Raw genomic sequence first — 13524 nt, forward strand, 5'->3', positions numbered from 1 at the left:
ATGCGGGTTTCACTAGCATTAGCTTCGGCTCTGTTAATTTCGATTGCTAATTCCGTTAATGCGGATACTCAAGAAGAACCTTCTCTGCCATCAGCGGGAAGTGAAAACTTTTATAAGGGCAAGGCAGAAGGCTGGTTTTGGTACAAAGATCCTCCAGAGGAGATTCCTGAGGAGCCCATAAAGCCTCCACCACCTCCTCCGCCTGCCCCCGTTCCAGAGAAAGAGCCGGAAAAACAAGAACCTCCTGCGCCAAAAGGTCCGGAGGTTTTCAGCGTGGCGTGGATTAAGAAAAATCTCCCTGTCTATCGTGATCGAGCAATTGATAACCCGACCGATGCTAACGTTCAGGCATATTATTATTTGCAGCGCGTCATGATGGACAAAGCTTCACAGTTCTCTGAAGCATCGTCGAGAGTAATCATGAAGGATCCATTCCTGGATGAGGATAGTCGACGTCCAGTTGCAACTTATGCAGCAAATGCTCTAAACCGGGAAGTTACATCAAATAAAGACAAAGTACTTCGAAGTCTTGGTAACAAGGTTGGGCTATTTTTCTTCTTTAAATCGAACTGCATTCTCTGTGCTGAACAAGCCAGTGTCTTGCAATCGCTGACAACGTCCACTGGAATCAATATTATCCCAGTCTCGGTGGATGGTAAGCCTTTAGATAACAACGCTTTTCCTGATTACCGCATCGACGACGGCCAGTCTAAAAAACTCGAAGTGTTCCAAACTCCGGCTTTAGCGCTTGCTATTCCTCCTAACAAGACTGAAATAGTCGGCTATGGTGCAATTACGCTAGACGTATTGTTTAATCGGATATTAATTGCTGCGCGCGATACAGGTCTTATTGATAAAAATACGTTTGATAGCACACAGCCCTTCTTCGATAACGGTCTTCTATCACTGGATGATAACGATGGCATTAACGAAGATCTTCTGAATAATCCTGAAAAATTCGTCGAAGAAATGAAAAAGAAATTGGCACGCAAGGCTATTGATGGGGAGCCTCACAATGAGACTGAAGAGTAATACCTTAATCCTTGCAGCGCTATTGGGTTTAGCGCCGCTTGGTGCACACGCGGATATACAGTCTCAACTCGATTCGATGTTTGATTCGATGTCGAACGTTACCGACGCTGGTGCTTATGAGACTGCCACACGAGGCGTCATCACAGGGGGCTCCTTACGAGTTCGCAATAAGATCTCAACCACACCCATTGTCTCGTTCAGACCACCGTCATTTCAGGCAGGTTGTGGTGGGATCGATATGTTTGCGGGGTCTTTCTCGTTTATCAATGCACAGCAATTCGTTCAATCGCTTCGATCTGTTGCGTCGAACGCTGTCGGCGTTGCATCTGGCTACGCATTCAAGCTTGCACTGAATGCTATGGGGCCTACGGTTCATAACGTTATTCAGAATCTTCAGGAGGTTATGCAGGACATCAACAGTTTGATGTCTAACTCCTGCCAACTAGCGCAAGGTTTGGTAACTGACGCATTCAGCTCTTTTACCTCCAAGGAGACAATGCGCGCTGCCAACATCAACGTTACTTCTGGTGTGGGCGATGCTTTTGCATCTCTTATGCCTGGCAGCCTGACTTCGAAGTCACCAAAAGAACAGCAAAATGATGCCGGCCATTTCAAGTCCTGCGAAGATATCGGTAACGTTCTTTGGTGCTCCATGGAGCAGTATGGTGCAAGAAGTTTCTTCACTTACGGTTCAAGACAGACCGATGAAATGATCATGTCTTTTACGGGCACCGTGATTATTAAGTCGCTGACTGACTCTGAAGACGGTAAGGGGAAAGTTCCTGAGACTCAGTATTTTGGTCCCACGGGTATCACACTACAGGATATTGTAGAAGGTAAAAAAGAAGAACAAGTGTCGATCTACGACTGTTCGGCAGATGAAGCTGCATGTATGGAGATAAAGAGCCAGCAAATTGCATTCGATGGTCTAGCTGAAAAGATCGTTAAGTCATTCAATGGTAATTCGAACTCCCCCGGTATCGTTTACAAGTGGGCAACGAATGTTGGTTCATTTAATGCTGATGAAGTAGCAGTCATTAGCGCACTGCAGAAAGCCGGCTTTTCCGCGATGATCCAACGTATTGCTCAGCGAAGTGAGTCGATGGCAAAAGGTTTTGTGGCCGCGCACGCCAAAATGCTTGCTTTGGAAGGGGCTTACTCGCTTACATCCTCCTACATTAATACTGCTGAATCTGTGCTTCAGCGGGGGAAAATGGTTGATCAGTTAGGCGAGAAGAGTCGAGATTTCATTGTCGATGCCCGTGATCGTTTAACCTCAGAGCATCTGGCACTTCAAGCCAAATACGGTAACGATAATGACATGTATAAGGATTGGACCGTCCGCATGGAAGTTATCCCGCCTCCGAACTTTATTTCGACGATGGGCAACCGTTCTGTGAGGGCTCAGTAATGGAGTTCACTATATATTCGGTAGGTTCAGCCTCCTATCTTGAAGAGGTCTTGAATGCCGTGGCCATGATCTGCGGCACCGGGGATGTTGAGTCTTTGGCCAAAATTGGTTTTTTGATTGGCGCGCTTTTTCTTGGTTTCCAGGCTGTTTATAAGAATCAAGCGATTCCATTCCACCAGGTTGGCGTTTGCTTAATCCTTTATCTCGCAATGTATGGTCCGTCCGGACGCGCCATTATTGAAGACGTTTACGATGGCACTGTCACGGTCGTAGATAATGTCCCGTTAGGGCCGCTGATGGTTGGCTCGACCATCTCCAACGTTGGCTACAACATTACTCACCTCATGGAGCAGGCGTTCTCTACACCTTCCATGACAAATTATGGTTTCGCTGACCCAATCGAGACTCTCATGAGAGTTCGGTCGGTTACGGGCAATCTGATGTCGATACCTGCATTCACAAACGGTGGTACCGTAAATCAGGACCTACTTTCATCATGGTCCAATTACTTTCGCGAATGCACTCTCGCCGGCATGGGAGACGACATGACGGTTTATGCGAATGTCGCGCGTAGCAACGATCCAATGCAATCAGCGAAATTCTCCAGCAACGTCTACTACACACAAATTTTTGATGGTACCGCCGGCGGCCGGACGTTGAGCTGTTCAGATGCTCACACCGCTTTGGTCTCTGCTACCAATTCTTCAGCTGACAATGTGATGGAGGAAGTGGCTACAGCCGGCTTCCAGCGTCCAGGAAAGGTTGTGAGTGGCGATGAGGTCACTACGCGGATCGGTGATTCTCTTTATGCTTTGAACCTTTCCTCGATGGACGCCCGTGCGTTCACGATGGCTTCCATCCTTTACCCGATTTTCACTCAAGCACCTGGTCAAAAGGCGGTTGAGGATCTTCAGGGTAGTTATGCGGTGATGATGAGCCAGGCCCAAGCTCAGCAAAACACTCAGTGGGCAGCAGAAGGTACGATGTTCACGAAGTATGTTCGGCCCTTTATGACGTTCTTTGAAGGGTTGATCTATGCGATCACCCCCCTAATGGCGTTCTTAATTGCTATGGGTGGTTTTGGCATTAGCCTGATCGGCAAGTACATGATGCTGCTTGCATGGATGGTGCTGTGGATGCCGGCGCTGTCCATCGTGAATTTATACACTGTGTCCTCCACCGCATCGGTGATGCAGGGGTTGTTGAATACCTCGTCATTTGACGTGGGCGGTGCGGCTGTATCTTTTGAGATGCTGAAGCAAATGCAGCCTGCCCTTGAGCAAGCTGTTGGCGTTGCAGGCCTGATGGCATCGTCAGTGCCAGCAATCTGCTTGTTCCTTGTTTCGGGAACCGCCATCGCTGCATCTGGTATCGCCGGGCGTATGAATGGTTCTGATCAGATCAACGAAAAAATTGCTTCTCCCGACGTCATCACACCTGCAGCAGGACTTCAGACGACTCCTTTTGCTACCAGTGATTACGACAAAGGTTTGCGTATTAATGGTTCAGAAAATCAACGTGGCGATATTTCGGTTGGCTCAATGATGAGCGAGGGGCTCTCCAGCACGCGCACTCGTGCCGAAGCTTCCGCTGAAAGCTTCTCGAAACAACTTACCAGCGCATATGGCCGTCAACTGGACAGTTCAAACAGCATCGGTGACCAGGCGGCAGTTGGCCGTGGTTTGCAAAGCTCCTTTGGTATGAATAGCGATGCTGGCTTTCAAGCCGGTATCGATCAGTTACGGCAGCAAGGGTACTCCTCAACTCAAATTGAGGCCGGTATTGCCAGTGTGGCTTTGCGTGGCGGTGCCTCTGGTACCGCGGGGCTGAGTGCTAAGGCCGAAGCTCCAGGCGGAACTGGAGGAAGTGCTGGAGTGGGCGTTAGCGGTGGTGTGGATGCATCCAATACCAGTCAGTCGTCCAGATCTGACAACATGAACAGCTCTGAGAACGTTAACAATGCTGTAAAGGCCGTTCTTGGCGAGAGAATTGCCAACTCTTTAAACCGTACACAGGGTTACAATCTCGCTCAAAATTTTGACCATTCCGAGAGAGCTGGTGTCTCGAAATCAGATCAGGAGAGCCTTTCTAAAGCAGCTCAGCAAACGCTATCCGATCAAAAGGCGTTTCAACAAGCTGAATCCTTTGTACGGTCCGCCGGCTACAGTGAGAATTTTAAATTGGATTCCTGGGCCGGTAAGGTTGTTGGTGAAGGTCGCGATGGTGCGGTCGTATCTGATGCGATGAACAAGTACGGTGAAGAGTTCCAGGAGCATCAGCGACAGTTGAGCAACACAATGCTTGATCCTCGTCGAGCTGACGCTGCTGCAGCACTTATGACACTTGCAAAGCATGGCGATTTTTCGTCGCTTGACGGTCCAGCTGTTGATTACGATCGCTATGCGAATCTTCGGGCTCCTGCCACTGGCAACCTTGAGGGAGAAACGCAGCGTGCTGGCCACTCCGTTGATACGTCAAGCTTCAATTCATCATTCGCGGGAAGGAAAGCAGCTGCGATCCATAATTCCAACCCAGGTGGTGAGTACCAACGTATGCAGCCGGTGGTGGAAAACGACGCACAGGTGTACGGGCAATCAGCTATGAAACCTGCAGCTGATCAGGCGGAGAGTCGCATTCGAGGTCTGGCCAAGGACGTGCATGACTTTGGTGAGTCCTCCGGCGGGGGAATTGCCGGTATCACCAATAACATTGGTAGCACCCTCGGAATGCGAGGTAACAGGGAGGATTACCTTGAGGAGGGCCGGCACCTGGGGTTGAATGACGCGCAAGCTGAAGTCTTTGCAACTGCGCGTGTTGGTGGCTTCGGTGACAACTCCAAAGATCACTGGGATGCTTACGCGGAGTCGGTTGGTATGGACCATGACTTGCGTGATGGCATGTACCAGCAGCTGATTCAAGCTGGCTTGCACGATAACGGATCAGGAGCACAGCTCGCGGATATTCGTACGTTAAACGATCGCGATTCGGTAACAGATCGCATGAGTTTAAATATCCCGCGCTCGGGTCAGTAAAGGCTCACATCGCAGCAAAAAAAACCGGCCAATGGCCGGTTTTTTTATTTGAGCTGTCTCATGGGCTCCGACATTTCGTTTCCCTCAGTGATTACATAAGGGTTGTAATCTACCTGCTGAGGCATTTGTGGTTCGTAAGTACTCGATTTGTTTGTCGCTCCACTCATGAGGCCAATCAGGCTCGACAGCATGAAAATTACCGAGACGGCTAGCAACGCAAGAAATCCTACAGCTGCGCTGAATTTAGCGGTCAGAAGGCAGAAACCAATCAAACTACCAACGACAAACAGTGGCACCTTTACCTCTGGGTCTCTTCCATGGGTCAGATGCAGGGCTCCCGACCCAACAGCGAAAATCAGTGCAAGGTATGCATAGGCCTGTGCATTCACCGACATATCCTGGCTGGCGCCGGCGATGAGGCCACCAAATGAAAGCGCTACTGCAAGCAGATGCCGGAGAGTCCAACCCATACCTGACTCACGCACCAGATGTTCAACTTTCCAAAGTGGTTCGATTGCAGGAGACATCTTAGGGCGCTGCGCATACTCGGACATCAAATCAACTACGTTGATGGCAAAGGCCGCATCACGCTGGCTTGGGGCAGCTTTTTCGGAGATCAGCTGTATTGCTTCGACTGCCTTAACGAATTCCTTCGGGGCCTGTTTGAGCATGGCGGCATTGAAGGTGGCCAAGTCCACAGTTTCCGGTGGAAGACCCATGAACCCTTCGATCAGTGATTCTGCTCGTTTCGTTTCGGCAGCGATGATTGCTTTCATGAAATTCTCCTTTCGACTTACTTAGATCCTACCCTAGCCCGCCTAACTGCAACCTTATTGTCGCTGGTAAATCACGCCGCTTAACCGATACGTTGAGGGCACCTGGTCGTCGACCTCATGCTTCTCCTGGACAGGGGGTTGGCCACCCGCTGTTGGCATGTAGATATCCCGCTGCGGCCATACCTCGTCTCTCGTTTTGACGTCGCGTCGCTTCTCGCCTCTTGCTGCCTTGTTGAATGATTTCAACTGGCTGAGCTTCATTTCAATTTCGCCGGCGAGAACGAATACTGGCAGATTCGCTTTAATGGTCGCATCCCACCGCTCGCCTTTTTCACCAAACCAGATAGTGCACCTAGGATGCGGAGCTACGTTTTTATGCTTGATCAGCACCTCGGTATCTGCAAGGTGATTTATCGCCCGCAGGTCGAGGTACTCTGGCGTTTCATGGACAGGAATTTCTTCACTCGCTGCTCGTGCTTCTGATTCGTTGATTAGCTGAAGCCGAATCTTTGCCACCGAAATCTTTTCGTTTCCGGTGGTGTGGCCAGCCCACGTGAATGATATCCGCCGCGGAGCTCCGTCAAATGCATGGAGTGTTCTCTGCAATTGCTTTGTGCTGAAACCAGGACCGAGCGCCCTACGCATAATTCGCGGTCGCATCTCGGGTGTTAGGTTTTGCGCGACTCGTACTGCCTCGATCGCGTCGAGCACTTTTTTCTTGGCAACGTTGATTTCCAGTGCGAACGGCAAAACCGATTCGCTCAGTTGGAAATAGCCTGGCAGTCGCATCACTGTTCCTGGTGCTTGGCCAAGATCACGTTCGAACGTGCCGATTGCTTCCAGTGTGACCTCGATGATTTCTTCATCAGCAACCTCCGACACGTCAATGATGTCGGGGGTTCGTTGCTCCTGCAGCACAGGTAGGCGCCATACCTTGCCTCGGACAACGAGAGATGGCCATGTCGCGTTGAAGCGTGTGACAGCTCTCACTAGCTGCTGGTAAGCCCGTTCGACGTCTTCGTACATACGGTTGCCTCCATGGTGTTTGCACAATTATACCACCCCTGCATAGCGGTGTGCCTTTTTCACCCCCTACTTTCCCTGTACACCCGCACTCCCCCACTGGGGCTGCCGGCTTTACCTTCCTTTCTTCATCCTTTTGACATTCCGTCTACCTTCCATCGCGCGCTACGCGGGCCGATCAGGCACGGGGGTAGGGTTACCCCGCGCATGCCTGCACTAACGTTGGTCTATGGGGCTCAGAGGAAGGGCTTGGCGGTCTTTCAGGGTTCGTAGGAGGGGAGGATGGGTATTTCTAGCGTTTTTATAGTGCAGGGGTGGTATAGATTAGAGGCATCCGGACGACTTTCGTCTTCTGAATGCGCTGATTTTCGATTGTCGACCGATTGTCGATTCTGAGGAGAACCTTGGGCTGGGCTGCTGCAACTGCATTTGCATTTGCATTTGCATTTGCAGCACCAAGGTTGGCGAGGTTCGAGGTTTGATCGCGTTTTTGCTTGCGTTCGTTACCTAGATGCAATTCGCCATAGCGGCGAAAGATAACGCCCGACGTCCAACTTCACACTGGAGTCGTCTTAACTTCAGGCGGATCTGCAGGTAGATCCAATTGAGATTGTGCTACCTGGTGAAATCATACATTTCTCTGTCCACGTTATTGCCCTTAATCGGTGCCCTACCAGGTATCTGTAGCAGCTTGCCCTAAATTCCTGGCCTTCATCATTGCTTCTCTTCCTAAGTTTTTTACCGGCATCGGTCGGCTTAATATGAGTTTTGAGACTGCTCTGCGATTGACTGCCCAGCGATCTTGCCGGCCGACCTGGTCTTTTTGTGCGGCCTAAGATTGGGTCCATGATTATTGCTGCCTGTCCCTTGTTGATCGGGTGTGCCAAATATATTTAAGCCAACGTTCCCATTGAGAACGGCTGCGTCGCTTTAACTGCGGTATTCAGAATTGTTGACGCATGAAAACTCCTTTGGTGTCTTTTGTCAGTACGTCCTGACATTGACCGACTGCGCATATGTAAACAAATGCTGCTTGTGGGCTTTCGCTCTTGCTTGTTCACGCTGTCATGTAAATTCGTTCATTAGGCACTGATGTCTCTGGTGACCATGTTGCACAGCTCTGCTTTCATCAGGTGCTGGTGCCGTAATGCTTCCTGGTTCATTGCTTGAGTGAGCCTTTGCTTCAAATCCTAGTGTCTGATGATCCGAGACACATGACGCTGTGGTCTTTTCAGATTTGGGCTAGGTCCAGCGCCTGACAGCAGGAAAGAATCTTTCAGTGTCTGCTGCGGCCCGTACCTGCCCTACCCTGCTTGCGTAAGAAATGTTGAGGTGTTCAGTGACTGAGAAACTTGTTGATGGCTTTCATGTTTATGGTGCTTCGGCGTCGGCAAAATTTGAGATCGTGGCCAACCGTGGTGGCGTCTTCGTTCTTGCCGTTGATATTGCTGGTCGTGTCCCCTCGAGGGATACGTTTGATTGGGAGAGTAAAATTTCTATCCAGGTGACTGACCGCGAGATGCCTCAGTTCATGTGCGCGGTGCTTGGTATCACTCCTACGTTTGATTTCAGAAATCATGGTTCGAAAAAAAACAAATCTCTCTCCCTGGCTAATCAGCCGGAGAAAGGAATCTTGTACCTTCGCGTGACTGAGGGTCAGGTTGGTCACAGCATTCCAATTTCTGCAGACAAAGTTTTTCACTTAGGAGTGATTGGGATGAAGGTCCTTTCTCGCCAGACGGGTGCTGACACTCAGACGTGTCTTCTGCTTCTACGTGGTACAACAGGTCGGCTGCTTCACGGTCTTCAATAGCTTTTGTTTTCAAAGCTTTATAAACAGAAAAACCACCTTTGGGGTTAAAAGCGGTTATAGAGCGGTTAAGAGCGGTTATAGGGCATAAGAATGTGGCTGAAGCCCTTGATTTATAAGGCTTTCAACAGTTTACCTCTTACCTCACTATGAGGTTTTGATACCTGATCATGAGGTATTCATACCTCACTATGAGGTAAATGTACCTGATCATGAGGTAAGCCTGCATTTCAGCCTTTTTATTACTTTAGATATGTCTCCTAAACCGTTGATTTATAAGGGAAAAAGCTAATACAGGTCTGTTTCTGATTATGGGGTAAGGCTAGCTGACTTAGAGGTATGGTTTCTGACTATGGAGTAATGGTTGTCAAGTTGTTGATTTATAAGGGTTTTATCCTAGCCTTTGTTGACGCGCGTATCAGCGGATCTTCAGGCTTTTCTACCCTGATTTTGGGGTAAAAAGTCCAAGATCATACTGATCCTCCCCTCCCCTATTATCCCTATCTGCACCCTCCTGTGGGCCGCGTAAAACGTGGCTTGCGTTCATTTTTGTGTGATTTTCAAACCTATGCCCTCCCCTGCCGTACCGTGTGTGGTGGCGTTTGCTTCTTTACCCCTTAATCAGTTTAATCGCCATGGCCTTCGTTTTTGTCACCGTTACCCCATAATTCGGTGTCTACGCTGTGGAATAGCGTCGTGCATCTCGTGTTTTCCTGAAGTCCGTCTTACGCCTTAATCAGTCATTTTCCATTTTGAGAGCAAAAAAAACCCCGCTTATGCGGGGTCTGATGTTGTGTTCTTTCGTCGCTTCACCACGACCTTATCCTTTGCGTCGATCGATCCTTCCAGAAGAAATCCTGATCTTTTGAGCTCATCGAGAGCTTCGCGAATCATTTGGCGTGCCTTACCGATCGATGAGACTCTCGAACCGGCACTCTTTATGAGCGTTTCTACCTTGAGATCGTATGGTTCTGAATGTGAGGCATAAAATCCGTGCATCCATTTGGCGAGGTTACCTTTTAGGGAAAGCCGTTGCTCCCATTCAATCCTGGTACTGTAAAAGCCACCGCCAAAAAGCTTTGCAATTTCAGGTTCAAGTTCGATCACCCAGCTTAGGTCCCTGCCGGTGTTGTCTTCTTCCAGGTCATCGCTGTATTCGAATTTCCTAATTAGAGAAAGAACCACCCCGCGCCCCAGTCGCTCAGAATGAATTGCAACCGCGGTTGCTTTGAGCCTGGTCAGGATATTTTTAAGCCGTTCGGTGTGTTTTTTACCGTATGGCATTTTCAGATCTTTTTTCATGGCCAGTGGGCTAAAGCAGATCGGGTGGCCGAGCTCTGCTTCCCTGGCCAAGTGAACTACTTGGAACCAAACGTCTAAATCATCTTGCCTAAGCTCTTCGCCGCTGTAGATCAGCCTTGAGTTGCCGTAGGACACGACCTCAATATTTTTCATCTGCTCTCGAGGAGTATTACGGTTCCTTGCCGTGAATAGCGCACTTCGTAAAGCCTCGTTAGGTGCTTCTCTGACCTCCTCTCCCCAGGCCTTCAGACGGATTTCTGCTGTTTTTTGAGCTTCTTTTTGAACTGCAGCAGCTCTTTCTTTTGCTGCACGAAGACCATCCCCAGGCTTTCTTTTGGAAGAAGCATTTTTTCCTTCGCTTGTTTCTTCGCTTTTGAAGAGATCAGGAGTTCTGGGCTCGTCTGGTTTCTCAGTGCTCACATTGGGACCTATTAGGCAGTTTTCAGATTTTTGACGAATTCTTCGATCTGCTTCAGTTGCTCTTCAGTAAAAGAGGTACGTTTTAATTTCAGTTCGAAGTGTGTCTTAGTGGTCTTAACCTGCCCCATAGTTACGCCGTTCGATTCAATTGCTTGTGGCGTGATTTTCAAAGCGCTTTGGTTAAATTTAGCTTCAAGTGTGCTTGCTAGGTTTTTTAGCGGAGTATTACTCGTGATTGCTTTTTGTACGATAGAGATCAGCGCTTTATGTATCTGATCAGCTTCAATACCTTCTTCAACACGCTTCTTTATTACCTTTACGGTGTTCTCAGCTGTCAACCCAGAAATCAGCTCTGGTTTTTTCTCCAGAAGTGTATTAACAGCTTCTGGCAAGTTTTCAAAAGCCATTAACCGATAATAGACAGTTTTAGTTAGGCCGAACTCAGCGTGTGTGCCAACACTACTGCCAAACTTACTCTTGTGTTTCAACAACGATCGAGCAAGCTCAAAGTCTGTTAAATCCTCTCGACCAAGGTTCTCTGCTAGCGCCAGAGCCGACATTTCTTCTTCTGTGATGTTCTTCACATGAGCAAGAATAACTGTCTTTCCAAGGTGCCTGTGGGCGCGTACACGGCGCTCCCCAGATACGATCTGATATCTATTGCCGTATGGACGAACGGTGATTGGCTGCTGAAGCCCCTGCTCATCAATCAGCTGCGCTAGCTCTTCAATTCCTATGAAGCGTATCCGTGGCTGGTATGGATTTGGGTCAATGCTCGTTAGATCAATTGGTCGGGCGGTCCATACCATTGTTTGGCTGTCCCCAGCTTCTTCAATTGCTGCTTGATGCTCTTGCATGCCTGCAACAAGTGATCCAGCCAACGTTGCACCGAGCCCTTGCCGTCTCCGAGGCGTTGTCGACTCAGTTTTGCCAGCGACTTTAGAGGCTGGTTTTGCTGGTGGTTTTGCAGCTGGTTTCGATGTGGGATTTTTTTGTGTCTGGCTCATGCTTTAAGCCCCTTCCCTTTTGTTTCTTTAGCAACATAAACGGCTAGCTCGGCATATTGCTTAGCTACCTTGTTGTTTTTGTCGAAATCACCAACCGTTTGTTTTCTTGCAATTGATTGGTTAACTCTTGTAGTTGGCGATATATAAACAGGTACTACGCTTCCAAATAGAATAACTGCATCATTTTCAGTCTCTTGGCAGAGAGTCATCCGCTTGTCGTGTTTAGCAAGAAGAGCTCCTAGAAAAGTCAAATCAGGGTTGATCTGTTTAACCTTTGTGATTCTGGACTGGAGGTCTGCAAGACCATACAAACCGTAACTCGCGCCGGACTCTACTGGAATAATGTAGTGAGTTGCCGCGGCCAGGGCGTTCATAGTTAGCAGCCCTAAATTAGGCGGGCAATCGAGAATGATGTAATTAGCTTTGCCAATCAGCGGTTTAATTCTTTCCTTCAAAACTTCATTTGGTCGTGCGGCTTCGTGTCGGATGATGTCTGGAACGTTTTCCAGACTCATCGATCCGTAGATGAGACTTACGCCCTCTACGTGAGTTTCATCAAAGATGAACGCTGCAATGTTTGCCGTTGGATTAAGCATTAACTCGGCCAAGTTATGTTGGACTTTTGCCGGGTGTGCAACGCCAATGTGTTGCGATGCGTTAGCCTGAGGATCCATATCAATAAGCACTACTGTGCAATTCTCGTCGAGCTTTGCCAGGTTATCGGCCAAATTGATTGCAGTCGTCGTTTTCGTTACCCCGCCTTTGTGGTTGGCGATTGCAATAATGACTGTTTCGATTTCTGCAGTTTTGGCTTTTGGTGCGGCCATGAGAGCTCCTAATAGGTCGATGTAGTACTCGGTATGTCTTACATCTTGTGTTGGATTATGCAACATCTCTAATTTTTTTACCGCCCTTTCGTCTGTTTTTGACCCCCATTATTTTTTCTAGTCGCAGCATCCTTTCTTCATTCCACGACCGGAAATCCTCACAAAATTCCCATAATGGGAATTTTTTAAATCAAGACGCCTGTGATTTAACTCTCATACGTCTGATGCTCGGGACAGGTTTCGTTCAAAGGAAAGTCCCATAGTGGGAATTAGGGGCTTGGCTATAGCGGTGTTGACCCCTGCTCACCCGTCTTTTGGGTTGGACGGAGAGTCAGACTCTGTGATTTCAGTTCTCTTAATGAAGGCATTGGTGTTGTCCGATCCGTCCAGATTAATAAGGCAAATCCTTTTAAGTCGAGAAAAGTCCCATAGTGGGAATGTGGGTGTAGGCCTGACTAGCCGGCATTACACGCGGCATTGTGTAACTTTTGGATTAGTGGAAAGGTGGTCTGGGATGTCTGCCCTGCTCTTTCTGTGCTGGTGTTGTGCCCAGACCAGAGCGCCGATTGGCCTCCTAGGGAGAAAATTCTCATGGTGGGAATGTGTGCCTATACGTGAGTCATTGGATCCCGCCGGGTTCGGTGCCACGTACTGGGCGCATGGTCTCACTCCAACTGAGACGGTCTTAGGTCCAGTCGGCAAATCTGGTGAGGTTCAATACTCGGGAAAAGTCCTATAGTGGGAATGTGTGCCTATGCGTGAGTCCTTGGATTCCGCCGGGGTTCGGTGCCACGTACTGGACGCAAGATCTCGCTCCAACTGAGGCGGTCCTAAGGTCCGGTCAGCGGGGAAAGTCCCATAGTGGGAATGTGTGCCTATGCGTG

9 protein-coding genes are annotated in these 13524 nt (G+C 48.9%); 4 read left to right on the top strand and 5 right to left on the bottom strand.

Annotated elements, in window-relative coordinates; all coding sequences use genetic code 11:
- Genes traF through FFS64_RS23835 form a run of 3 tightly spaced genes read left to right on the top strand, consistent with a single transcriptional unit; the run spans position 1 to position 5475 of the window.
- On the top strand, positions 1-1032 hold the full coding sequence (gene traF, locus FFS64_RS23825; protein ID WP_082631618.1) for a conjugal transfer protein TraF: 1032 nt from the start codon (positions 1-3) through the stop codon (positions 1030-1032).
- Entirely contained in the window at positions 1016-2443 is a 1428-nt protein-coding gene (locus tag FFS64_RS23830; protein WP_057978518.1) for a conjugal transfer protein TraH, read from the top strand. The genes traF and FFS64_RS23830 overlap by 17 nt, the downstream gene beginning before the upstream one ends.
- Positions 2443-5475, top strand: coding sequence for a conjugal transfer protein TraG N-terminal domain-containing protein (locus tag FFS64_RS23835; RefSeq protein ID WP_057978516.1), 3033 nt, complete (start codon positions 2443-2445; stop codon positions 5473-5475). Before FFS64_RS23830 ends, FFS64_RS23835 begins: the two co-directional genes overlap by 1 nt.
- A 44-nt stretch (positions 5476-5519) precedes the next feature.
- Here FFS64_RS23835 and FFS64_RS23840 read toward each other — a convergent pair whose 3' ends face one another.
- Positions 5520-6251 (bottom strand): hypothetical protein, encoded by a 732-nt coding sequence (locus tag FFS64_RS23840; protein ID WP_057978514.1) that lies wholly within the window; start codon positions 6249-6251, stop codon positions 5520-5522.
- A gap of 54 nt (positions 6252-6305) precedes the next feature.
- Positions 6306-7277 (bottom strand): DNA replication terminus site-binding protein, encoded by a 972-nt coding sequence (locus FFS64_RS23845; RefSeq protein WP_057978511.1) that lies wholly within the window; start codon positions 7275-7277, stop codon positions 6306-6308.
- Positions 7278-8613: 1336 nt separating this feature from the next.
- Here FFS64_RS23845 and FFS64_RS23850 point away from each other — a divergent pair.
- Positions 8614-9087, top strand: coding sequence for a hypothetical protein (locus FFS64_RS23850; RefSeq protein ID WP_082631625.1), 474 nt, complete (start codon positions 8614-8616; stop codon positions 9085-9087).
- A gap of 771 nt (positions 9088-9858) precedes the next feature.
- Here the strand turns inward: FFS64_RS23850 and trfA are convergent.
- The 3 genes from trfA to FFS64_RS23865 are packed head-to-tail and all read right to left on the bottom strand — an operon-like array spanning position 9859 to position 12640.
- Positions 9859-10806 carry a plasmid replication initiator TrfA gene (trfA, locus tag FFS64_RS23855; protein ID WP_158004324.1) on the bottom strand — a complete coding sequence of 316 codons (948 nt, stop codon included), beginning with the start codon at positions 10804-10806 and terminating at the stop codon, positions 9859-9861.
- Between the two features lie 11 nt (positions 10807-10817).
- A complete protein-coding gene (locus FFS64_RS23860; protein ID WP_238347438.1) occupies positions 10818-11813 on the bottom strand; it encodes a ParB/RepB/Spo0J family partition protein in 996 nt (331 codons plus the stop codon).
- Positions 11810-12640: a ParA family protein gene (locus FFS64_RS23865; protein ID WP_057978506.1), complete on the bottom strand. Its 831-nt coding sequence runs from the start codon at positions 12638-12640 to the stop codon at positions 11810-11812. The genes FFS64_RS23860 and FFS64_RS23865 overlap by 4 nt, the downstream gene beginning before the upstream one ends.
- Positions 12641-13524: the final 884 nt, after the last annotated feature.

The organism is Pseudomonas sp. G(2018), from assembly GCF_005502415.1.
Taxonomy (GTDB): domain Bacteria; phylum Pseudomonadota; class Gammaproteobacteria; order Pseudomonadales; family Pseudomonadaceae; genus Aquipseudomonas.